This is a genomic window from Nocardiopsis gilva YIM 90087 (assembly GCF_002263495.1).
GTDB classification, from domain to species: domain Bacteria; phylum Actinomycetota; class Actinomycetes; order Streptosporangiales; family Streptosporangiaceae; genus Nocardiopsis_C; species Nocardiopsis_C gilva.
Genome location: NZ_CP022753.1, coordinates 900,734 through 919,314 on the forward strand (window position 1 = coordinate 900,734; position 18,581 = coordinate 919,314).

Annotated in this window: 21 protein-coding genes; 13 read left to right on the top strand and 8 right to left on the bottom strand. The window is 69.7% G+C overall.

Going from position 1 to position 18,581, the window contains the following annotated elements:
* Window positions 1-22: 22 nt before the first annotated feature.
* Both CDO52_RS04360 and CDO52_RS04365 read left to right on the top strand, forming a co-directional pair.
* Window positions 23-223 (top strand): hypothetical protein, encoded by a 201-nt coding sequence (locus tag CDO52_RS04360; protein WP_017621322.1) that lies wholly within the window; start codon window positions 23-25, stop codon window positions 221-223.
* Between the two features lie 107 nt (window positions 224-330).
* A complete protein-coding gene (locus tag CDO52_RS04365; protein ID WP_152471862.1) occupies window positions 331-2,211 on the top strand; it encodes a GNAT family N-acetyltransferase in 1,881 nt (626 codons plus the stop codon).
* 111 nt (window positions 2,212-2,322) lie between these two features.
* Here CDO52_RS04365 and CDO52_RS04370 read toward each other — a convergent pair whose 3' ends face one another.
* The gene (locus CDO52_RS04370) at window positions 2,323-2,571 is read right to left on the bottom strand and encodes a GntR family transcriptional regulator (RefSeq protein WP_083920109.1); all 249 of its coding nucleotides are present in this window, start codon (window positions 2,569-2,571) and stop codon (window positions 2,323-2,325) included.
* 86 nt (window positions 2,572-2,657) lie between these two features.
* Window positions 2,658-2,906: a GntR family transcriptional regulator gene (locus tag CDO52_RS04375; protein WP_017621320.1), complete on the bottom strand. Its 249-nt coding sequence runs from the start codon at window positions 2,904-2,906 to the stop codon at window positions 2,658-2,660.
* A 170-nt stretch (window positions 2,907-3,076) separates the two neighbouring features.
* Here CDO52_RS04375 and CDO52_RS28025 point away from each other — a divergent pair, with 170 nt between their 5' ends.
* Both CDO52_RS28025 and CDO52_RS04380 read left to right on the top strand, forming a co-directional pair.
* Window positions 3,077-3,220: a hypothetical protein gene (locus tag CDO52_RS28025; RefSeq protein WP_017621319.1), complete on the top strand. Its 144-nt coding sequence runs from the start codon at window positions 3,077-3,079 to the stop codon at window positions 3,218-3,220.
* Window positions 3,220-3,456, top strand: a complete 237-nt coding sequence (locus tag CDO52_RS04380) for a hypothetical protein (protein ID WP_017621318.1) — start codon at window positions 3,220-3,222, stop codon at window positions 3,454-3,456. Before CDO52_RS28025 ends, CDO52_RS04380 begins: the two co-directional genes overlap by 1 nt.
* A 155-nt stretch (window positions 3,457-3,611) precedes the next feature.
* Here CDO52_RS04380 and CDO52_RS04385 read toward each other — a convergent pair whose 3' ends face one another.
* Window positions 3,612-4,067 (bottom strand): MarR family winged helix-turn-helix transcriptional regulator, encoded by a 456-nt coding sequence (locus CDO52_RS04385; RefSeq protein ID WP_017621317.1) that lies wholly within the window; start codon window positions 4,065-4,067, stop codon window positions 3,612-3,614.
* Between the two features lie 127 nt (window positions 4,068-4,194).
* Window positions 4,195-4,794, bottom strand: a complete 600-nt coding sequence (locus tag CDO52_RS04390; RefSeq protein ID WP_026126324.1) for a short chain dehydrogenase — start codon at window positions 4,792-4,794, stop codon at window positions 4,195-4,197.
* 70 nt (window positions 4,795-4,864) lie between these two features.
* Here CDO52_RS04390 and CDO52_RS04395 point away from each other — a divergent pair, with 70 nt between their 5' ends.
* Complete coding sequence (locus CDO52_RS04395; RefSeq protein ID WP_017621315.1) at window positions 4,865-5,719, top strand: LysR family transcriptional regulator; 855 nt, start codon at window positions 4,865-4,867, stop codon at window positions 5,717-5,719.
* A gap of 96 nt (window positions 5,720-5,815) precedes the next feature.
* Window positions 5,816-6,148 carry a putative quinol monooxygenase gene (locus CDO52_RS04400; protein WP_017621314.1) on the top strand — a complete coding sequence of 111 codons (333 nt, stop codon included), beginning with the start codon at window positions 5,816-5,818 and terminating at the stop codon, window positions 6,146-6,148.
* 143 nt (window positions 6,149-6,291) lie between these two features.
* On the opposite strand, the gene CDO52_RS04405 is transcribed toward CDO52_RS04400, so the two are convergent.
* Both CDO52_RS04405 and CDO52_RS04410 read right to left on the bottom strand, forming a co-directional pair.
* Window positions 6,292-6,759 carry a DoxX family protein gene (locus tag CDO52_RS04405; RefSeq protein ID WP_017621313.1) on the bottom strand — a complete coding sequence of 156 codons (468 nt, stop codon included), beginning with the start codon at window positions 6,757-6,759 and terminating at the stop codon, window positions 6,292-6,294.
* 156 nt (window positions 6,760-6,915) lie between these two features.
* Entirely contained in the window at window positions 6,916-7,281 is a 366-nt protein-coding gene (locus CDO52_RS04410; RefSeq protein WP_017621312.1) for a DUF6463 family protein, read from the bottom strand.
* Between the two features lie 209 nt (window positions 7,282-7,490).
* Between CDO52_RS04410 and CDO52_RS04415 the strand changes: the two genes are divergently transcribed.
* Window positions 7,491-7,844, top strand: coding sequence for a YciI family protein (locus CDO52_RS04415; RefSeq protein ID WP_017621311.1), 354 nt, complete (start codon window positions 7,491-7,493; stop codon window positions 7,842-7,844).
* Window positions 7,841-9,124 carry an RNA polymerase sigma factor gene (locus CDO52_RS04420; protein ID WP_017621310.1) on the top strand — a complete coding sequence of 428 codons (1,284 nt, stop codon included), beginning with the start codon at window positions 7,841-7,843 and terminating at the stop codon, window positions 9,122-9,124. Before CDO52_RS04415 ends, CDO52_RS04420 begins: the two co-directional genes overlap by 4 nt.
* Here the strand turns inward: CDO52_RS04420 and CDO52_RS04425 are convergent.
* Window positions 9,121-10,413, bottom strand: coding sequence for an ROK family transcriptional regulator (locus CDO52_RS04425; RefSeq protein WP_017621309.1), 1,293 nt, complete (start codon window positions 10,411-10,413; stop codon window positions 9,121-9,123). The two genes, CDO52_RS04420 and CDO52_RS04425, sit on opposite strands and share 4 nt — an antisense overlap.
* Before the next feature lie 407 nt (window positions 10,414-10,820).
* Window positions 10,821-11,528: a TetR family transcriptional regulator gene (locus tag CDO52_RS04430; RefSeq protein WP_152471861.1), complete on the bottom strand. Its 708-nt coding sequence runs from the start codon at window positions 11,526-11,528 to the stop codon at window positions 10,821-10,823.
* A 137-nt stretch (window positions 11,529-11,665) separates the two neighbouring features.
* Between CDO52_RS04430 and CDO52_RS04435 the strand changes: the two genes are divergently transcribed.
* The 5 genes from CDO52_RS04435 to CDO52_RS04455 all read left to right on the top strand — a co-directional run bounded on the left by CDO52_RS04435 (window position 11,666) and on the right by CDO52_RS04455 (window position 18,370).
* Entirely contained in the window at window positions 11,666-13,507 is a 1,842-nt protein-coding gene (locus CDO52_RS04435; protein WP_157745414.1) for an ABC transporter ATP-binding protein, read from the top strand.
* Window positions 13,498-15,345 carry an ABC transporter ATP-binding protein gene (locus CDO52_RS04440; protein ID WP_232524382.1) on the top strand — a complete coding sequence of 616 codons (1,848 nt, stop codon included), beginning with the start codon at window positions 13,498-13,500 and terminating at the stop codon, window positions 15,343-15,345. Before CDO52_RS04435 ends, CDO52_RS04440 begins: the two co-directional genes overlap by 10 nt.
* A 270-nt stretch (window positions 15,346-15,615) precedes the next feature.
* Window positions 15,616-16,623, top strand: coding sequence for an ABC transporter permease (locus CDO52_RS04445; RefSeq protein ID WP_232524383.1), 1,008 nt, complete (start codon window positions 15,616-15,618; stop codon window positions 16,621-16,623).
* Window positions 16,624-16,691: 68 nt separating this feature from the next.
* Entirely contained in the window at window positions 16,692-17,537 is an 846-nt protein-coding gene (locus CDO52_RS04450) for an ATP-binding cassette domain-containing protein (protein ID WP_017621304.1), read from the top strand.
* The gene (locus CDO52_RS04455; protein WP_017621303.1) at window positions 17,534-18,370 is read left to right on the top strand and encodes an ABC transporter ATP-binding protein; all 837 of its coding nucleotides are present in this window, start codon (window positions 17,534-17,536) and stop codon (window positions 18,368-18,370) included. The genes CDO52_RS04450 and CDO52_RS04455 overlap by 4 nt, the downstream gene beginning before the upstream one ends.
* Window positions 18,371-18,581 lie beyond the last annotated feature (211 nt).

Genomic DNA, 18,581 nt, shown 5'->3' on the forward strand with positions numbered 1-18,581 from the left:
GACACCCGCAAGGAGGGACGCGATGTGCTTTCCCAAACAGGTGCCGCCGGTGCGCCGTCCTGAGCTGGTGAACCCGAACCGCATGGTCGATCTGGCGAAGGCGGCCCAGGGCGAGTGGGCCGCCCTGGGCGAGCTGTCGGTGTTCACCACGCACCTCAACGACCCGCAGGCCTACACTCCGCCGAGCTATCAGGAGATGCAGTACTCGGCGGCCTGGTGGTAGCCCCTCGAACGTGATCCAGGAGTTGGTGCACCTTGTGCGAACAGACGTCCCAGTCGCGGCAACGTGAGCCACTGCCGGATGGACTAACGGCAGACGCGGTGGGGGCCGTGCCCGAGGGGCACCGCGCCGCGGCCGGGAACGCCGAGATTCCGGAGCCATCTCCATCTTCGGTTCCAGAGGAGCTGTTTCCGGCCGATGCGGTCGCCGGCGTCAAGGAGCTGTGGGTACACACCCGCGGCGAGCCGGAGGTGACGATCGGCGTTGTCGAGAGCCCTCCGGACATGGAGCACCCCAGTCTGGCGGGCTCCGAGATCACCATGGTCGACTCGTGGTGGATGCCTGCGGTCACTCCGGAAGACGGCGCGATGGAGCACGGGACCTATACGGCCAGTGTGCTGTTCGGTCAGCCGGGCAGCGTACTGGAGGGTCTTGCACCTCGTTGCCGGGGGCTCATTTGTCCAGCACTGCGCGACAACTCGTCGGTGCTCGACCCGCTCAATGCGGCGCGCGCGATCGAGGAGCTGACCGAGGCAGGGGCCGACATCGTCCTGTTCATGGCGGCACACCCGGCGCCCGCCGATGGCAACGGCACGTTCGACCTGGTCCGACGCGCTGTTGAGCAGGCGAGCCAGGCAGGTGTCCTCGTCACCGCGCCCGCGGGCAACGACTACGGTCGCAATCCCGTCGCCCCGGCGCTGCTGCCCGAGGTGCTGGCCGTCGGTGCCCACCGCGCCGACGGCACGATGTACAAGTTCAGCAATTGGGGGGATGGCTATCACGGGCACGGCATCGCCGCACCGGGCGGGGAGGTGCTCGGCGCCGCTCCTGGGGGAGGGGTCAAGGCACAGAAAGGCACATGCGTGGCCGTGTCCATGGCGACCGGCGCCGCGGCCCTGCTGCTCAGCCTCCAGAGGAAGGCGGGGCTGTCCGCCGATCCGCTCGGGGTGCGAGAGGCGTTGCTGCGCACGGCCCGCTCCTGCGATCCCGAAATCGCCCATGACGACACTGGGCGCTGTCTCAACGGCAAGCTCGACCTGCCCGCAGCTGCTCGGATGCTGGTAGGCGAAGGCGTGCTCAGCAGTAACCGGACCTCGGGCGCGGGCGCGGCTGTGCCGTCGTCTGCTTCGGCGGTGCGACTCTGCAGCCCGACAACGGCGGCCAAGCCCGCGCGTTCACCTGCGGCGACTCCGAAGTGCCGTAAGCGAATGGCCGCGGCTGGCGATGAGACGGCGCGGTCTGACACGAGGATCACCACGTTCGCCGAGCGGCCCGAGCTGGTGCAGTCCGGCATCGAACGCACGCCTCCGGGGCCCGGGTTTCTCCAGCGCTCCCTCGCCGACCGATGGGAGGTGGCGAAACGCCTCTGTGGGCGTTTCCCGCAGTTCGGCGTGGCCGCGACGAGAGCGGTCGACGGCTCGGTTGTGGGACATGGCATCGGCGTGCCGCTCGCGCTTTCCGCTTCCGGTCGCGGTCACCTGCCCGGCGGGGGTGGCCAGGAGATGCTGGCCTGGGCACTGTGCGATGAGCGACGGGGCGTCCACCCCGACACTCTGGGGCTCCTTGGCATGACCATCCACCCCGAGCATCGTGGCACGGGCCTGAGCAGGTCCTTGCTGCAGGCCCTGAAGGAGGCGGCGCGGTCAGCCGGTCTGAGGGAGGTGGTCACGTCGGTGCGGCCAACCGCGAAGCATCGCCGCCCGGCGGAGCCGATGGCCCACTACGCCCGAAGGACCCACCGTGACGGCCTGCCCTGCGACCCCTGCCTGCGCGTCCATGCCCAGGCGGGTGGGCGAATCACGTCGGTGGCTCCGTCTGCGCTGGTGGTGTCCGGCCCCCTGGCCAAGTGGCGGCAATGGACGGGGTTGCCCTTCGACGCCCCTGGCCCAGTGCACGTGCCCCTTACGCTGGCTCCGGTGCGCTGCGACCCTGCCCAGGACCGTGCTGTCTACGTCGAACCGCACGTCTGGGTGCGACACGCGTTGGACTGAAGTGGCGCAGAGCAAGGCGGAAGATGTCGATGGCTACCTGATCGAGGTGCCAGAAGACCGGGGGAGGTCCCGTCCGAGCTGCAGCAGGTGTGCCGTTGACAGTGACTGGCCCTATCTGTTGCCGTCCGCCTTTGGAGCGACATAGGTCCCCTTGCCTGGAGCTGTGACCACAAGCCCTTGTTCGGCGAGAACCTGGTATGCCGACCGTGCGGTTCGGCGCGAGACCCCGAACTCTTCACACACGGCTGCTTCGGATGGGACAAGCCGGTTCGCCTCATGGGTCCCGTCGGAGATCCGACCTGCGATGACAGCAGCGATCTGCCGATACATCGGTTCGGGTCCGTCAAGGTCGGCATTCATGATTAACGACCCTAGGGATTCGCGATGATTCTGGTGCGCTTTTGGTTAACCGCCCTCTGCGACAAGCGCACCTGACAGGGGTAGGGCTACGCGTCGGTGCCGGGTTGCAGCGCGACGAAGGTTCCTCGCTGAGGCAGCGTGATCACCCATCCCTCTGAGCGCAGGAGGGCGACCGCCTGTCGCGCGGTGTCTCTCGCGATGCCGTACTCAGCGACCATCTGAGACTCGGATGGAATCCGATCTCTCGGCTTGAGCTCGCCGGACTTGATCCGCCCGCGGATAACTCGCGCCACCTGCTTGTAGATGGGCGTCGGGTCGAAGTGATCGATGTCCATGTCTAGGACGTTAGGTACGTAGGCCATGCTGCGCATATGGCCTACGTCGCCAACGTCCTAGACATGGTAGACAAGTTCCGGCTATGATCAAAGGTCCACAGCAACAAAAGACCCCGGCGAGGTGCGAACTCCCGGGGCGTGGCCACCAGCTACAAGGGAGCTGATGACAGATGCAGACTAACCGTCTGTCGGAGCGGTCCGCGAACCGAGTCCGTCCCTACATCACCGTGCTGGAACACCAGCGCGCCGTCCAGGACCGCCTCTTCCGGTGGTTCGCCGCGCAGGTCGCCCGCTCCTCCACGGAGGTGGGCTGATGAACAGCGACAACGACCCGTTGCTGCGGCTACTGCGGGAGCGCTACGGGGACCAGTGGGCGATCCGGCGCACCGAGCACCTGTGGATCGCGGTCACTCACGACACCGAGGCCGACCACGCGCCGACCATCGTGCAGCCCGACATGAACGTCTTCCTCTCCGACTTGGAGAACCCGCCGCCGCGCGCGTGCTGTCCCCGGTCACTGATGTCGGCCGAGTTCTTCTCTGCCCAGTAGGACCAGGTCGACGACGGCGTGTGGCGCAACAACAAACCGCCCGAGGGCTGACCCCCGGCCCTCCGCGGTCGATCAGCCAATAGAGCCCCACCCCGCCTGGTGGACGGGTGGGGCTCTCGCTGTTGAGGGCTGGGGCTCTGGGGTGCCGACCGGTGCTACTCGTGCCAGGCCCTGCCTCCGACGTTGTGGATCATCCGCTGCAGCACCTTGAGCGTGGTGATGTAGTCAGCGTCCGTCACGCCCGCGTTCCGCGCCTTCTTCATGGCCGCATGGCGCTCCGTGCACTGTCGGAAGACGGCTTCTCCCTCAGCGGTCCCCCACAGCTGCTCCTCATCGTCGACCCTGATCAGCCCCTTCTCGATGAGTCCGTCGAACTCCGCATCGAGCGTGGTCCCCACATCCAGGTAGCCCTCCAGGATCTCCGTGATCTCCTCGCGGGTCCGGCCGTTCCTTCCGCTGAGCACCTGGTCGAGGATCCAGTTTTGGGGCTGGGTGACACCGAGCTCCGCGAGATTGGCGCGGATGTGGTCGACGACCGCCTTGTGTGCCGCCCAGCTCCAGTAGCCGATCGGCTGATCGAGAAGCTCGGTGTCGTTGTGCGAGTACTCCATTGTCCTGTCCTCACCATCTGGCGATCCCGGCTGGTGAGGATGAACATAGAAGCTCAATTAAGGTTCAGGTCAAACGCCTGTTTCCGCGTCGTGGACGGGAAGATCATTGCCCACCTGGCGGGGGTGGCTAATCGAGTTCGTAAATCTGTCCGGTCTGAGCGCCCTCGATGGAGCGCACGTAGGCCTGGGCCACCTGGGTGAGATCCACCGGCGGGATACCGGGGAAGAAGTCGCCGTAGTCCGCGAGGGACTCGGTGAAGACGGTGGGGCTGATGGCGTTGACGCGCTGCGGTGCGATCTCGATCGCCGCTGACCGGACGAAGGCTTCCACGGCGCCATTGGCCATGGCCGCTGCGCTGCCGCTGACGATGGGATCGCGGGCCAGAGCCCCGGTGATCAGGGTGAACGAGCCCCGCTCGGCAATGCGTTTCGTGCCCTGGCGGACCAGTTCGATCTGGCTGAGCGCCTTACCGCGGAAGGCCGAGAGATAGTCGTCGGCGGTCAGCTTCGTGAGCGTGTTGTACGGCACGTCCCCAGCCGCGCTGGCCACCGCATCGATGTGTCCGGCGCGGTCGTACAGCTCGGTGGCCTGAACAGGGTCGGTGATGTCGAGACGAATGTCCCCGCTGGTGCGGCCCACTGTGACGACGTCGTGGCCGCGGTCGGCGAGAGTGGCGTGCACGTGGGCGCCAAGCTTGCCTGCCGCCCCGATCAGCAGAATTCTCATGCCAGCGACGGTAGGCACGGGGCAGGCGACGAGGGAAATACCGTCTGAGTTGCGGTTATGCTCATGGGTTATGAATGTGGAACTGCGGCATTTCCGCGCGCTGGCGGCCATCGGGGACGAGGGCACCATCACCGGTGCCGCGGCTGCCCTGCGCATCAGCCAGCCCGCGCTTTCGCGGACACTGTCGCAGCTGGAGCGCGGCCTGGGCACGCAGCTCGTCGAGCGCACCACCCGCAATCTCCACCTCACCGAGGCGGGTCGGCGGCTGTGGGAACACGCGCACCGCATCCTTGCCCACGTCGACGACGCCCTGGCCGAGGTGAGCGCCGGGCCGCGACCGCTCCGCATCGGCTTCGCCTGGGCGGCTCTGGGGCACCACACCGTTCCGCTGCTGCGCGAGTGGCGTCGGGACCACCCCGACATCCCCCTCCAGGCGCAGCGACTAGACGACCCCGAGGCCGCGCTGCGCTGCGGCGACATCGACCTCGCTTTTCTGCGCACACCGACCGATGACGACGAGTTCTACTCCTTGCCCCTCTACCAGGAGCGGCGCTTGGTGGCACTGAGCGAGGACGATCCTCTGGCGACCCGACCCTCCCTGGAACTGGCCGACATCGCCGATCGGACCATCGCCATGTGTGCCTCGGCCGGGACGACCAGCACCGAGCTGTGGTCCGCCGACCGGCGCCCCTCCACCACCATCGAGGTGGCCAATGTCGACGAGTGGCTCACCGTGATCGCCACTGGGGACGCCGTCGGCGTGACCGCGGAGGCCACCGGACACAGCCATCCCCACCCTGGGGTGCGCTACCTCCCGATCGCCGATGCTCCACCGATCACTGTCTGCCTGGTTTGGCCGCCCTATCCAGTGCACTCCGCGGCCGCGACCTTCCGGGAACATGCCCGTCGCACGGTGGAGACTTAGGTGACACGTCTCGCTCTATGAGATGGCCTGCTTGCACAGGGCACCCTTTTAGCATCGAGAGTGGTTCCGATCGGGGCCGTGTTGATGAGGAGTCCCATGATTTTCATTACCGCCAAGTTCCGCATCCTGCCCGAGTACGCGGACAGCTGGCCGGAAATCGCCCGCGAGTTCACCGAGGCGACGCGCAGCGAGCCGGGGTGCCTTTGGTACGACTGGTCGCGCAGCGTCGAAGACCCGAACGAGTATGTCCTGGTCGAGGCGTTCCGTGATGACGAGGCGGGTGCCGCCCACGTGCAGTCCGAGCACTTCAAGACCGCGCAGAAGACGCTGCCGCCGCACCTCGCCGAGACGCCGAAGATCGTCAACACGACGATCCCGCAGGACGACTGGTCCCTGCTCGGCGAGATGGCCGTGCCGCCGCGGGACTGAGCGACCGAGCACATCGTCCGCTGATCTCAGTCGGCGTCGAGCTCTGAGCCCCGCTTGCCGTAGCGGGGTTCAGAGCTCAGAGCAGGCCGCAGACGGAGTCCGAGGCTGAGGCCCGGTTCCGATGCGGTGGGACTGCCGCGGGGTTAGGACTCGCGGCGCGGAAAGAACCTGCGGTCCAGCGACCAGCGTCCCGCCCCCACGAGCAGCAGGAACACCAGGCTGAACAGCAGAAGCGAATCAGTGCGCGCCTCGTGGGCGGCCCTCCAGAAGCCCTCGTCCATCAGGATGGGCAGCTTGGTGAAGAGCAGCGCCCCACCCATGATGGTGAGTAGTGGCAGCGTGGCCAGTCGGGTGAGGAGCCCGACGACCAACAGCAGCCCGCAGCTGATCTCGAACACCGCGGCGCTGTAACCGAAGACCTCTGGTGCGGGGAGCGGGGTCTGCGCGGCGAAGCGGCCCGGGCCCAGGTCACCGGGGTAGAGGAACTTCTGGATGCCCTCGGAGCAGAACACCGCTCCGGCGATGAGGCGGATCAGGAGCACCGCTGGCGGCGCGTCGCGCACCACCAACGCATGACGCAGGGCGTTGACGAGGCCGCGCGCTTCGGCCATGGCTCTCCCGCCATTCGTGTCCACGTGACAGCAGTCGGTGACAGTCATCGTGGCGCGCTCTTGGCAACCGGGCCAGGGACCGCGACCGTATTCGGGCTCGGTCGCCGACCCCGGGCGTTCTCGCCGCGCAACCTGGAGACGGGGCGGATAGATGGATCAGTGGGACGCCCGACGCCCCTTGGCCCACGCCCAGGCCCCGAGTGCGGCGACTCCCCAGAAACCGCTGGCCGGCATCATGGCCGCGCCCGTTGCGCCCGTCGCGACGAGGGCGGCCCCGGCGGTGCGCTGGGCGCGGGTGTCGCCGTTCTCCTCCGCCGACCGCAGCAGACGACCGGTCGTCCACATCGCCGGTGCCAAGGCAAGAAACCAGAAGGCCGTCGCACGGTCGCCCCAGTCGGGGACCGTGCTGACCACCCCGTCGGCGGCCATGTCGCCAGCGGGCTTGCGGTACAGGATGATGCCGGTCGCGAAGTGCAGGCCCGCGAGGGCCTGGACCCACCGTCCCGGTGAGCGAGAGATCATGGCTTGACCCTAAGTGCGGCCCACCCGCCATGGTGAGGAGGGTCGAGGGTGGGTCGGTCCGCTGGCTAGCGCTGCGGGCCCGCGGCTGAAGAGCCCGTTGGGGAAATTTTTCGCTCGGTGGTGTCAGAGTGTCGATCCGGGCCGAAGCCGTTCGTATAGAGGGTGAGAAGCCGGAACACATCCGGCGGCGATACCGAGGAGGAACGGCAATGCAGCACTACATGCTCACCATCCACCAGCCCCAGGGCGAGACTCCGTCTCCAGAGGTCCTGGAGCCGATCATGCGGGATCTCGAAGCCGTCAACGAGGAGCTTAGGGCGGCCGGCGCCTGGGTGTTCGCCGGAGGCATGCACCAGCCGAGCACCTACACCGTGCTGCGGCCCAAGGATGACGAAGTGATCACGACCGACGGCCCGTATGCCGAGGGCAAGGAGTTCATCGGCGGCTTCACCGTCATCAAGGCGCCCGATCTCGATGCCGCCCTCGAATGGGGACGCAAGTTCGCCCGCGCGATCACCCTTCCGGTCGAAGTCAGGCCCATGCAGTACGGGAGCTGCGGGTGACCTCCGGCTCGCCGGAGGTATCGGCCGCGGAGATCGAACGCGTGTTCCGCGAGGAGCGGGGCCGCGCCGTGGCTGTCCTGGTCCGCCTCCTCGGCGACATCGACCTCGCCGAGGAGGCGGTCCAGGACGCCTTCGCCGAAGCGGTCCAGCGGTGGCCGTCGGCGGGGCTGCCGCCGAGTCCGGCCGGCTGGATCATCACCACCGCCCGCAACCGGTCCATCGACCGACTCCGACGGGAGGCGTCCCGCAAGGACCGCTATGCCCAGGCCGCACTCCTGCACGCCCATGATGACGCGCCATCCGAGGAGGGGCCTGTGTGCGACGACCGGCTGCGCCTGATCTTCACCTGCTGCCACCCCGCGCTCGCTCCGCACTCCCGAGTCGCCTTGACGCTCCGCCTGCTGGGCGGGCTCACCACGGCCGAGATCGCCCACGCCTTCCTGGTCCCCGAGAGCACCATGGCCCAGCGCCTGGTCCGGGCCAAGGGCAAAATCCGCGACGCGCGGATTCCCTACCGGGTGCCGGACGAGTCCGACCTCCCCGACCGCCTCCGGGGGGTCTTGTCCGTCGTCTACCTCATCTTCAACGAGGGCTACGCGGCGAGTTCGGGCGACCGGCTCGTCCGAGAGGACCTCTGTGCCGAGGCCATCCGCCTCGGCCGCCTCCTCGCCGAGCTCATGCCCGACGAACCGGAAGTCCTGGGACTGCTTGCGCTGATGCTGCTCACCGAGTCGCGCCGTGCCGCCCGCACCACACCCGACGGTGCCCTCGTGCGACTGGCCGACCAGGACCGCGAACGCTGGGATCGCGCTCTCATCGCCGAAGGCCAGGAGATCGTCCGCGCCTGCCTTCGGCGCGATCGGCCCGGTCCCTACCAGATCCAAGCGGCGATCAACGCCGTCCACAGCGACGCCGCGACCGCCGCGGCCACGGACTGGTCGCAGATTCTGCGGCTCTACGACCATCTCTACGCGCTCACGCCGACCCCGATCGTGGCGCTGAACCGAGCCGTCGCGGTGGCCGAGGTCGAGGGACCCGAGGCCGCGCTGTCCCGCGTCGACGCCCTCGCCTCCGACCTCGACCGTCACCACCTGTTCCACGCCGTCCGCGCCGACCTGCTCCGTCGCCTGGGCCGGAGCGCCGAGGCGGTCATGGCCTACGAGGCGGCCCTCGACCGCACCCAGAACGCGGCTGAGCGCGACTTTCTGCGGCGTCGACGCGCCGACCTCGATTCCGCGCGCGAGTCCGATCCCAGGAACGGCGACGCCCGAACGACCTAGGCGGGGGCGTTCGGTCCGGGGCCGGACGTCGCCGCCGGTGCGGCCGACCGGGCGGGCGGGAGCGGCAGTCGGCCGCTGTCGAGGGCGTCGATCATGGCCATGGCCCCGCCTCGGGCCGCCGCACTGAGGCCCAGGGTCGAAGGCTCCACCCGGCACCCGCCCGCGTCGGGGGCGATGGCGATCTCGCGGACCGCCGCGCGGCAGTTCGGGAGGAGCCACGGGGCCATCGGTACGAAGTACCCCCCGAGGACGACCGCCGCCGGGTTGACGATGTCGACCAGTGTGGCGATGCCGCGGCCCAGCCATGTGCCCGCCGTGTGCAGGGTGTCCAGCGCCGTGGCGTCGCCCGCCTCGGCACGCTCGACCGCGACGTCGACCAGGTGGGCGATGCCGTCCCCCGATAGCGGCCCTTCCGGCACGCGGTCGGGAACGGCGGCGCGGAGGATCGGTTCGATGCCCGCGATCGCCTCCAAGCAGCCGCGCCGCCCGCACCCGCACTCCGGGCCGTCCTCCATCAGCGGGATGTGGCCGATCTCCCCCGCGAAGCCGGTGGATCCGCGCAGCAGGTTCCCGTCCGTCAGCACGCCCGCCCCAATGCCGACCTCTCCGGTGATGTAGACGAGGTCGGGTGTGCGGGTGAGGTGCCCGCTGCGGAATTCGGCGACCGCTCCGAGGTTGGCGTCGTTGTCCACGAGGATCGGCGCCGTCGGCAGACGCGCCTCCGCCATCAGGTGCGTCAGACGATCGCGGAGCGGGGTGTCGCGCCAGCCCAGGTTCGGGGCTCGGGTGACGGTGCCGGAGGGCGCGTCGATCAGCGCGGGCACCGCGACACTCACCCCGATGACGCCGCGCCCGGCCAGCGCGGGATCCGCCATTGCCTCCGCCGTGGCCCGCGCGATCCGGTGCGCGCACGCCTCCGGGCCGGCCGCCCGGGCGTCGAAGGAGATGTGCCGGGTGAGGAGTTCCTGCTCAACGAGGTCGACCGCGACGACTGACAGGTAGTCGACGTTCACCTCCAGCCCGATGGCGGCGATCGTGCTGTCGTCGAGCGCGAGCAGCACCCCCGGGCGTCCCACGCGGCGCTGGGTGGACTCGCCGGTCTCGCGGACCAGCCCGCGGGAGATGAGGTCGGCGACCAGGCTGGAGACGGTGGTTTTGTTCAGCCCTGTGGCTGCGGCGATGGCGGCGCGCGAGCAGGGCGCGAGGGAGCGGACAGCACGCAGCACGACGCCCAGGTTGGCCTCGCGTACCGCCTGGAAACCGGTGGGTCCGGTATTCACGCTCGACACGTGGTCTCGACACTCCGTTCCTGTGGTCCCGCGGATGCCTGGCGCACGGACACCTCGGGCGTACCCGCTGCGCTGGGGTGCCGGGCCGGACACGGGAGTGGCGCGGGCCCAACGGGGGTACGCGTTCCGTGACTTCCAACGTACGGGGTGTCCGTGGAAGGCTCCGGGGCGCCCGCTGGTCGGGCATCTTCGGTCGAATGTGGGCCCCGTCTCATTGACCTCCAGTTTGGTTAAGGTCAGAGGCTGATGCCATGAGCCGATCGGTGACGGTTCCGCGCCGCGCGCGAAGCCAGCGGAGTCCACGACCCCACCACCGTGACCGCCAGCGCCGTCAACGACGCCGATCGCGACGAGGGTGTCGGCTCCGTGTCCTCGTCCTCCGCCGGTCGCGTGTCCTGCGTGGACCGCTACGGAGCCGGCGCGGACATTGCCACGGTTCCCGGGATCGCGTCGAAGGCCTCTTCCACCGATGCGATGAGCGCGGCCCGTCCGCCGCGGTCGCGGCGTCCGGTCCCGCGCTGGTCGGCGAGCCAGTTCTTGGTTCCGCAGCGCCAGGCGCTGATGGCGAACTCGCCGACCAGGCGCAGCCGGACATCCTCGTGGCGGTCGATCCCCAACTTGGCCTCCAGCTCCTGCACCAGGCGCCGCTGGACGCGCATGGATTCCACGACGGAATAGTCGATCAGGGCGGGCGTGTGGTAGATGAGCCGTCGTGTGCGGAGGAAGCGATCCTCCCAGTCGTCGTCCATGCGCCGGATCGCCAGCGTCAGCGCGTCCCGCAGGGCGGGGAAGACCGGGCCGTGCAGCTCCTCACGGGCGACGACGATCACGTAGGCGTCCAACAGTTCGTTCTGTGCCGCCAGCGCCACCTGCTCCTTGGAGGCGTAGTTGCGGAAGAACGTGCGCTTGGACACCTCGACCGCGTCGACGAGTTCGTCGAGTGTGACCGCGTCGAACCCCTTCTCGCTGAACAGCGTCAGCGCTGCCTCCGCCAGGGCCCGCCGCGTGCGCAGCTTCTTCCGCTCGCGCAGCGGCAGCGTGCGGTCCACGGAGGTCGGCCAGCTCGACGGCACGGCCCCTGGTGTGCTCGCTGACGTGGCGGAATGCGCTGTCATAGCCGATCAGCCTAGCAAGACACCCCTCAGATGCGAAAGCCACCAAGGGGATTTAGTCACTTGATGGCGAGTGCCACTCGGTGGCATATTGTGTCCCCGTCATCGACCCCCCACACCCCGACCAGAAAGCCTCCTCCATGACTCTGACTACCTCGGCCCGCTCCGCCGGCCCGGCCATAGCGCCGGAGAAGGAGCCGCCGGAGAAAGCAGTGCTGGAGAAATGGGCGCTGACGCGCCTCCTGCGGACGTACTTACGCCCCTCCCTCGGGGCTATCGGCATCGTCATGCTGCTGCAGCTCGTCCAGACCGGCGCGATGCTCTACCTGCCGACGCTGAACGCCGACATCATCGACAACGGCGTGGCCCGGGGCGACACCGGCTACATCGTGGGCTCCGGCACGGTCATGCTCGCCGTGGCCCTGCTGGAGCTGCTGTGCGCAGTCGGCGTCGTCTACTTCGGCTCGCTCGTCGCGATGACCCTCGGCCGTGACCTGCGCACCGCCTTCTTTCACCGGGTCCAGGACCTGTCGGCGCGCGAGGTCGGCCACTTCGGTGCGCCGTCGCTCATCACCCGCACGACCAACGACGTCGAGCAGGTGCAGATGCTGGCGCTGATGACGCTCACCATGGTGGCGTCCGCGCCCATCATCGGTGTCGGCGGCATCGTGATGGCCGTCCGGCAGGACGCCGAGTTGTCCCTGGTGCTGCTCGTCGCCCTCCCGACGTTGATCACGGCGGTGATCCTGCTCATCCGCCGGATGGGTCCCCTGTCGGCCTCCCTGCAGCAGCGCATCGACCGGGTTAACCGGGTGGTGCGCGAGCAGATCACCGGCATCCGTGTCATCCGAGCCTTCACCCGCGACGCGCACGAGCAGGCGCGGTTCGGCGCGGCCAACGACGACCTGCTCGATGTGGGCCTGCGCTTGGGCCGCATCCAGTCGTTCATGATGCCCACGGTCATGATCGTCATCGAGTTCGCCAACATCGCCGTCCTGTGGTTCGGCGGGCACCGGATCGACGACGGCGGCATGCAGGTCGGCTCGCTGATCGCGTTTCTGCTGTACCTGCTCCAGATCCTCAGCGCCGTCATGATGGCCACGATGGCGTTCTTCATGGCCCCGCGGGCCAAGGTCAGCGCCGGACGCATCCAGGAGGTGCTGGGCACCTCCTCCAGCGTCGCACCTCCCGCCGACCCGGTTCGGGCGCTGCCCGGGGCGGGGGAGGTGGAGATCCGCGACGTCGACTTCGGCTACCCCGGCGCCGAGGACCCCGTTCTGCACGGCGTCTCCTTGGTCGCGCGTTCTGGCGAGACCACCGCCATCATCGGCTCCACCGGCAGTGGGAAGACGACACTGCTGAACCTGGTGCCGCGGCTCGTCGACCCCACCGGCGGCACGCTGTTCGTCGACGGCGTCGACGTCCGCGAGCTGGACCCGCAGACCTTGTCCGCCGTCGTCGGCCTGGTGCCGCAGAAGCCGTACCTGTTCACCGGGACGGTCGCCTCCAACCTCCGCTACGGCAAGCCCGACGCGACCGACGAGGAGTTGTGGCGCGCCCTGGAGATCGCCCAGGCCCGCGACTTCGTCGAGGACATGCCCGAGAAGCTCGACGCGCCGATCGGGCAGGGCGGCACCAACGTCTCCGGTGGCCAGCGCCAGCGCCTGGCCATCGCGCGGGCCCTGGTGGCCCGGCCGCGGGTCTTCCTGTTCGACGACTCCTTCTCCGCTCTCGACTACGCCACGGACGCGGCCCTGCGCGCGCGGCTGGAACGCGAGACCGACGGGGCGACCGTCATCATCGTCGCCCAGCGCGTCTCGACCATCCGTCACGCCCACCGCATCGTCGTGCTCGATGCGGGCCGGGTCGTCGGCACCGGCACCCATGAGGAGCTGATGGGCGGCCCGGACGGCACGGGTGGCAACAGGATCTACCGGGAGATCGTGCTCTCCCAGCTCACCGAGGAAGAGGCGTGCCAGTGACCAAGGATGCCAAGGACAAGTCGATCGACTTTCGCGGATCCAGCCTGCGCCTGATCCGCACCATGCGCGAGGACAGCCTGCTCCTCGCGGTCGTGGTCGGAATGATCGCCGTGACCGTCGGGCTCACCGTGACCCTGCCGCGGCTGCTCGGCCACGCCACCGACCTGGTGGTCGAGGGCGCCGCCGGCGACGGCGTCGACTTCACGGCGGTCGGCCGGGTGCTGCTGATCGCACTCGCGGTCGCCGCATCCGCGGCCACCATGGGGTACCTGCGCGGGCGCCTGTCGGTGAAGGTCGCCCAGCGCACCGCCCACCGCCTGCGCACGCGGTCCGTGGCCAAGCTCGCGCGGCTGCCGCTGTCCTACTTCGACAAGCAGCCGCGCGGGGAGGTGTTGTCCCGGCTCACCAACGACGTCGACAACATCGTGATGGTCCTGCAGAACGTCCTCGGCCGGATCATCACCCACCTGCTCACCATTGTGTTCGTGCTGGTGATGATGGTGGTGCTGTCCCCGCTGCTGACGCTCGTGGCGCTGGTGGCCGTGCCCGTCTCGATCAGGTTCGCGACGCTCATCGGCAAGCGCGCGCAGCCCCGGTTCGTCGAGAAGTGGGCGACCACGGGCAAGCTCAACGGGCACATCGAGGAGATGTACAGCGGCCACAGCGAGATCCGGGTCTTCGGGCGGCGGAAGGAGGCCGAGCAGACCTTCGCCGAGCACAACGACGCCCTGTTCGAGGCCGCGCACAAGGCCCAGTTCGTCTCCGGCGTCATCGAGCCCACCCTCAGGTTCGTCGGCAACTTCAGCTACGTGCTCGTCGCCGTCTTCGGCGCCCTTCGGGTCGCCTCCGGCACGATGTCGATCGGTGAGGTGCAGGCGTTCATCCAGTACGCGATGCAGTTCAGCCAGCCCATCGCGCAGATGGCATCGACGGCCAACCTGGTGCAGTCCGGGGTGGCGTCGGCGGAGCGGATCTTCGCCCTGCTCGACGCCGAGGAGCAGGAGCCCGAGGCGCCGAACCCGGCCCGCCCCGAGCGGGTCGAGGGACGCGTGGTCTTCGAGGACGTCGCCTTCTCGTACGAGCCCGATGAGCCGCTGATCGAGAACCTGTCGCTGACCGTGGAGCCCGGCCGGACGGTCGCCATCGTCGGCCCCACGGGGGCGGGCAAGAGCACCCTGGTCAATCTGCTGATGCGGTTCTACGAGGTCAGCGGTGGCCGCATCACCCTGGACGGGGTGGACATCGCCGAGATGGCGCGCGAGGACCTGCGCGGCCACACCGGCATGGTGCTGCAGGACACGTGGCTGTTGAACGGGACGATCGCCGACAACATCGCCTACGGGGGCGGTGATGTGTCGCGTGAGGAGATCGTCGCGGCGGCGCGCGCCACGTACGTGGACCGGTTCGTGCGCACCCTTCCCGACGGCTACGACACCGTGCTCGACGACAGCGGGGCGAGTCTGAGCGCGGGCGAGCGGCAGTTGATCACGATCGCGCTTGCGTTCCTGAAAGAACCGGCGATTCTCGTCCTCGACGAGGCCACAAGCTCGGTCGACACCCGCACCGAGATGCTCATCCAGCAGGCGATGAGTTCGCTGCGCGAGGGACGCACGAGCTTCGTCATCGCCCACCGGTTGTCGACCATCCGCGACGCCGACGTGATCCTCGTGATGGAGCGGGGCTCCATCGTCGAGCAGGGCACGCACGACGAGCTGATCGCCGCTGACGGAGCCTACGCCCGGCTGTACACGGCCCAGTTCGAGGACGCAGCCCAGTTCGAGGACGCGGCGCAGTTGGATGGCGCAGCTCAGTTCGAGGACAGGGTGAGCCCCGTGTGAACCGACGGAGCCGACGAGGACCCGGCGTGCGGGGGGAGGCGGGAGCGGGCTCGGTGGGCCGCTGTTCGAGCTGGTCGGACCCGTCCAGACCTAACTTTGGGTTCGCGTCCTCCCGCTGCCGTTGGTGCCGATCACGCTGGTCGTCACCGCCGGACGCTGGGCCGTCGGCGGTCCCGTAGCCGCCGCCGGGATGAACCGCGCGTAGGATGCCGCTAGTTGCGAATACTTTGCAACAAGGGCCAAGCGCGAGGCAAGGGGGCGTCCACAGCGGTGGAGACGAGCGAGGAGACGCGTTCGGCCGACAGCGCGGCGCCGTCGGCCGATGTGCGTGGCGAAGAGGAGCACGCAGGGGAGCACGCGAAACCGGCGGCGCCCCCGGCGTCGGCACCATCCCCCGTCGCGACGCCCCTACCGGGGGCGCCGCGGGGCATTCTCGCGGTCCGGGTTCCGCTGGGTGGACGAGGCGAACGAACCGCGGTGCTGGTCGCTCTCGGGGTCCTCCTGCTCATGGCTCTCGCCGCGCTCCTCGCCCCCTGGCTGGCCGGGCACGATCCGATCGCCACCGACACCGATGCCATCTCCCTGCCGCCCGGCGCGCCCGAGCACCCGCTCGGCACGGACATGCTCGGCCGCGACCTCTACGCCCGCCTGCTCTACGGCGCCCGCCTGTCCCTGCTGGTCGGCCTGGTCGCCGGTGCCGTCACCGTCATCGCCGGTACCGCGCTCGGTACTCTGGCCGCCATCGGTCCCCGCTGGCTCGACGTCCTCGTCACCCGGTCCGCCGACGCGCTGCTCGCGCTCCCGATGATGCTGGTGGCGCTGGCCCTCGCCGCCGTCGCCGGATCGTCCGTGGTCACGGTGGTGGCGGCCATCGCCATCACCGCCTGGATGCCCGTCGCGCTCATCGCCCGCGCCGAGGTCGCGGCGCTGCGTGAGCGGCCGTTCGTTCGGGCCGCCTACTCGTTGGGCTTCTCGCGGCGCCGCGTCGTCCTGCGCCACCTGGTCCCCAACGCCGTGCCGCCGATCGCGTCGATCGCGGCCTTCGAGGTGGGGCACGCGATCCTCACCGAGTCCACGCTGAGCTTCCTCGGTGTCGGTATCCCGCTGAACACCCCGAGCTGGGGCAACCTGCTCACCGACGCGCGCTCCCACCTGCTCACCGGGCAGTGGTACACGGTGGCCCTGCCCGCGGCGGCCATCGTCGTCACGATCATCGCGGTGAACATCGTCGCCACCGGCCTGGACCGGCGCGGCGCCGTTGAGGGGAGGACCTGGTGAGCGGTGCGATGAGCAGCACAGGGTTAAGCAGCACAGTGTTGGGCAGCCCGGTGTCGAGTAGCCCAGCGTTGAGCAGCACCGTGCTGACGATCTCCGGGCTGAGGGTCGAGATCGCGGGCCGGCGCCTCATCGACGGGCTCGACCTCGCCCTGGCGTCGGGCGAGATCACCGCACTGGTCGGCCGCAGCGGCAGTGGCAAGAGCCTCACGGCTCGTGCGGTGGCGGGCCTGCTGCCCGAGGGGGCGGCGGCGAGGGGCCAGGCGCTGCTGGACCGGGGCCGGGGCCGCTCCGAGGACCTGCTCGGGCTGTCCCCCTACCGCCTGCGGCGGCTGCGCGGCGCGGCGATCGGCTATGTCTTCCAGGAGTCCCAGGCCGCCCTGAACCCCACGGTCACCGTGGGCGGGCACCTCCGGGAGACCCTCAAAGCCCACGACGTTCCCCGCTCCCACCGCAGGAACCGGGGGCTGGCCGCGCTGCGCCAGGCCGGGCTGCCCGCCCCCGAGCAGCTGTGGTCGGCCTACCCCTTCGAGCTGTCGGGTGGCCAGGCGCAGCGCGTCGCGCTGGCGCTCGCCACCGCGCTCGACCCGCGACTCCTCATCGCCGACGAGGTCACCTCCGCGCTGGACCCGGTGACCCAGGCCGGGGTGCTGGACATCCTGCGCACCGGAGCGCGGGCCGGGCAGCGCGCGGTGCTGCTCATCACCCACGACCTCGCCGTCGCGGGCCGCTGGGCCGATCGGCTGGCCGTGCTCGACGGGGGCCGGATCGTGGAGAGCGGGCCGTCGTGCCAGGTCCTACGGGACCCCGCCCACCCGTTCACCGCTGAGCTGGTGCGGGCCAGCGGGGTCGCGACCGACGGCGGGGACCGGGCGCGGGCGGACGTGCCGCCGGGTATGGCGGGGGAGCGGGCATGACGCCATCGGACCAGGTGTCCCACGACCGGGGAGACGACCAGACCGCCAGGGCGGGCGGGCGCGGCGCCCCGCTGATCTCGTGCCGAGGGGTGGGCCGCACGCTCGGCGGTCGGCGTCGGCGCGTGGCGGCGCTGCGCGGCGTGGACCTGGAGATCGCCGCGGGCGAGTCCGTCGCGGTCGTCGGACGCAGCGGGTCGGGCAAGTCGACGCTCGTCGGGGTGCTCACCGGCCTCGACCGGCCGCAGAGCGGCACGTTGGGCATCGGTGGCGTGGCCGACGTGTGGAGCGTGCCGGAGCGCGAGCGCAGGGTGGTGCGGCGGCGTTTCGGGTGGATCCCGCAGGACGCGCTGACCTCGTTCGATCCGCGCTATGCCGCCGGAGACGTGGTCGCGGAGGCGCTGCCGGGTGCCGCGGACGTGGATACCGCGTCGGCCGTCGCGGCGCTGTTCGAGCGCGTCGGCCTCGCACCGGAGCTGATGACGCGGCGGCCGGCCACGCTGTCGGGCGGCGAACGCCAGCGGGTCGCGGTGGCGCGGGCGCTGGCGGTGGATCCCGACGTGCTCGTCGCCGACGAACCCACCAGCGGCCTGGATGTGGTGACCCAGGAGCGGGTGCTGGACGTGATCGCCGCTCAGCGGCGCATCGGTGCGGGTGCGGACCGCAGGGACCGGACGCTCATCCTGGTCACGCACGATCTGCGGATCGCGCGCCGGATGGCGGACCGGGTGGTCGTGCTGGACGGAGGAGGTGTCGCAGCCGATGTCCCCGTCGCGGCCCTGGACACCGGCGGCTCCGCGCTGCGGCGGCTGGTGGAGGCCACTCCGGCCCTCTGAACCGGGCGGGGGTCCGCCGTAGGTGCGTATCGGCGGGTGGCTGCTGGAGGGCGGCTGCTGGTGGGTTGATGTTGACGGGTAGATGGTGCGGGCGTGCTCGTGTTACGAGTGGTTGTAGCGCCGGACCCCGCGGTGATCGATAGCGGGCGGGCCGAAAATCGCCGATTGCTGCGGCGTCTCAGCTCACCTTCACCGCGGGGTCCGACAGGCG

Excerpts from the sequence above, each read along its gene's own strand:
- CDO52_RS04360 (WP_017621322.1), top strand. The coding sequence starts at position 23 with ATGTGCTTTCCCAAACAGGTGCCGCCGGTGCGCCGTCCTGAGCTGGTG.
- CDO52_RS04370 (WP_083920109.1), bottom strand. The coding sequence starts at position 2,571 with ATGAATGCCGACCTTGACGGACCCGAACCGATGTATCGGCAGATCGCT.
- CDO52_RS04375 (WP_017621320.1), bottom strand. The coding sequence starts at position 2,906 with ATGGACATCGATCACTTCGACCCGACGCCCATCTACAAGCAGGTGGCG.
- CDO52_RS28025 (WP_017621319.1), top strand. The coding sequence starts at position 3,077 with ATGCAGACTAACCGTCTGTCGGAGCGGTCCGCGAACCGAGTCCGTCCC.
- CDO52_RS04380 (WP_017621318.1), top strand. The coding sequence starts at position 3,220 with ATGAACAGCGACAACGACCCGTTGCTGCGGCTACTGCGGGAGCGCTAC.
- CDO52_RS04385 (WP_017621317.1), bottom strand. The coding sequence starts at position 4,067 with ATGGAGTACTCGCACAACGACACCGAGCTTCTCGATCAGCCGATCGGC.
- CDO52_RS04390 (WP_026126324.1), bottom strand. The coding sequence starts at position 4,794 with ATGAGAATTCTGCTGATCGGGGCGGCAGGCAAGCTTGGCGCCCACGTG.
- CDO52_RS04395 (WP_017621315.1), top strand. The coding sequence starts at position 4,865 with ATGAATGTGGAACTGCGGCATTTCCGCGCGCTGGCGGCCATCGGGGAC.
- CDO52_RS04400 (WP_017621314.1), top strand. The coding sequence starts at position 5,816 with ATGATTTTCATTACCGCCAAGTTCCGCATCCTGCCCGAGTACGCGGAC.
- CDO52_RS04405 (WP_017621313.1), bottom strand. The coding sequence starts at position 6,759 with ATGGCCGAAGCGCGCGGCCTCGTCAACGCCCTGCGTCATGCGTTGGTG.
- CDO52_RS04410 (WP_017621312.1), bottom strand. The coding sequence starts at position 7,281 with ATGATCTCTCGCTCACCGGGACGGTGGGTCCAGGCCCTCGCGGGCCTG.
- CDO52_RS04415 (WP_017621311.1), top strand. The coding sequence starts at position 7,491 with ATGCAGCACTACATGCTCACCATCCACCAGCCCCAGGGCGAGACTCCG.
- CDO52_RS04430 (WP_152471861.1), bottom strand. The coding sequence starts at position 11,528 with ATGACAGCGCATTCCGCCACGTCAGCGAGCACACCAGGGGCCGTGCCG.
- CDO52_RS04435 (WP_157745414.1), top strand. The coding sequence starts at position 11,666 with ATGACTCTGACTACCTCGGCCCGCTCCGCCGGCCCGGCCATAGCGCCG.
- CDO52_RS04455 (WP_017621303.1), top strand. The coding sequence starts at position 17,534 with ATGACGCCATCGGACCAGGTGTCCCACGACCGGGGAGACGACCAGACC.